The sequence below is a fragment of the Streptomyces boncukensis genome, assembly GCF_011045075.1.
Lineage (GTDB): Bacteria > Actinomycetota > Actinomycetes > Streptomycetales > Streptomycetaceae > Streptomyces > Streptomyces boncukensis.
Genome location: NZ_JAAKZZ010000876.1, coordinates 1 through 1823, shown reverse-complemented (window position 1 = coordinate 1823; position 1823 = coordinate 1). Strand labels below are relative to the sequence as shown.

Sequence of the window (1823 nt, the reverse complement as noted above, 5' to 3'; positions counted from 1 at the left end):
GGGCTGGGCGGGGCGCGCTGGAACAATCTGCTGCTGCCCGCATGCGTCCTGCTCGTCGGGCTGACGCTGCTGCTCGCGCTGGCCCGGCCGCTGGACCTGCTGCTGGCCGGGGAGGAGGACGCCACGGTGCTGGGCCTGGACACCGGGCGGTTCCGCGCGGCGGCCTTCGTCCTCGCCTCACTGGTGACGGCGGTGCTGGTGACGGTCAGCGGGGCGATCGGCTTCGTCGGCCTGATGGTGCCGCACGCCGCGCGGATGGCGGTGGGCGCCGCCCACCGGACGCTGCTGCCCGTCGCGGCCCTGGGCGGCGCGGCGTTCCTGGTGCTGGCCGACCTGGCAGCGCGTACGGTCGCCGCGCCGGAGGAGATACCGGTGGGGGTGCTGACGGCGCTCACCGGCGGCCCGTTCTTCCTGTGGCTGCTGCGCCGCAGCCAGCGCACCGAGGGGGTGCCCTCGTGAGCCCCGCGCTGTCGCTGCGCACCGAAGCGGTGGGCTACGCCGTCGGGGACCGCCTGCTGCTGGACGGCGTCACGCTGGACGCGGAGCCCGGCGAGACGGTCGGCCTCATCGGCCCCAACGGCAGCGGCAAGACGACCCTCCTGCGCTGCGTCTACGGCACCCTGCGCCCCACCTCGGGCCGGGTGCTGCTGGACGGCGAGGACGCGGCGCTGCTGGGCGCCAAGCGGCGGGCCCGGCGGGTGGCGGCCGTCCCGCAGGACGGCACCGGCGGCTTCGGGCTGACGGCGCACCAGGTGGTGGCGATGGGCCGCTCCCCGCACAAGCGGTTCTGGGAGGCGGACACCGTGCGCGACGAGGCGTACGTACGGGACGCGCTGGAGCGCACCGGCGGCGGCGAGCTGGCCGGCCGCCGCTTCGAGGAGCTGTCGGGCGGCGAGCGGCAGCGGGTGCTCGCGGCCCGCGCGCTGGTCCAGGAGCCGGCGCTGCTGGTGCTGGACGAGCCCACCAACCACCTCGACGTACGCCACCAGCTGCAGCTCCTCGCCCTCGTGCGCGGCCTGGGCACCACCAGCCTGCTGGCCCTGCACGACCTCAACCTCGCGGCGGCGTACTGCGACCGGCTCCATGTGCTGCGGGAGGGCCGGCTGGTGGCCGGCGGCACCCCGCGGGAGGTGCTGACCGAGGCGATGCTGGAGGAGGTGTACGGGGTCCGGGCCCAGGTGCGCACGCACACGGCGACGGGGGCGCCGACGGTGGTGTACCTGGGGCCGGTCGAGTGAGCGCGCCGGAGCACCTCGCACCGGGGCACCTCGCGGCAGCGCACGGGCCGCGCTACGACGTCGCGGTGGGCGCGCCGGAAGCGTCGGGGGCGCCGGGCGGCGGCTGGCTGGCCGCCGACCGCCTGCTGACGCCGGACAGCCCGGAGCTGACGCGGCTGCTGGACGCGGAGACGGCGGCCAGCGGCCACCGCACCGCGCACGCGGCGGCGCTGACCCTGATCGCGGTCTACGCGGGCCGGGTCACCGCAGCGGCCGTACTGGACTGGGCGCTGAGCGGGCGGGTGTGGGACGTGCGCCCGCACAACGTGCTGGTGCTCCCCGCCGCGCACGGCATCGGCGGAGTGCGCCTGCGTCGGGCGCGGCTGCTGGAGCCGGCGCGCACGGCGCTGCACGGCGCCGTCCTGCACACGCATCTGCTGCCGCTGGCGGAGGCGCTGCACGCGCGGACGCGAGCCGGGCTGCGGCAGCTGCGCGGCGGCGTCGCGCACGGCTGCGCGACCGCGCTGTGCGCCTCGCGGGCCGACCCGGGGACGCTGGCGGACCGCTGGGCGGAGTTCTGCGCGGGCGCGGGGGACGTGGGGCGGC

General features: G+C 77.7%; 3 protein-coding genes. All 3 read left to right on the top strand.

Annotated features, from left to right (window positions below; genetic code table 11):
• A partial coding sequence (locus G5C65_RS36590; protein WP_165303350.1) for a FecCD family ABC transporter permease occupies window positions 1-459 on the top strand: 459 nt, incomplete at its 5' end.
• The gene (locus tag G5C65_RS36585) at window positions 456-1238 is read left to right on the top strand and encodes an ATP-binding cassette domain-containing protein (RefSeq protein WP_165303349.1); all 783 of its coding nucleotides are present in this window, start codon (window positions 456-458) and stop codon (window positions 1236-1238) included. The genes G5C65_RS36590 and G5C65_RS36585, both read left to right, overlap by 4 nt.
• Window positions 1235-1823 (top strand): hypothetical protein (locus G5C65_RS36580; protein WP_241266320.1); only part of this gene is annotated, 589 nt, incomplete at its 3' end. The genes G5C65_RS36585 and G5C65_RS36580, both read left to right, overlap by 4 nt.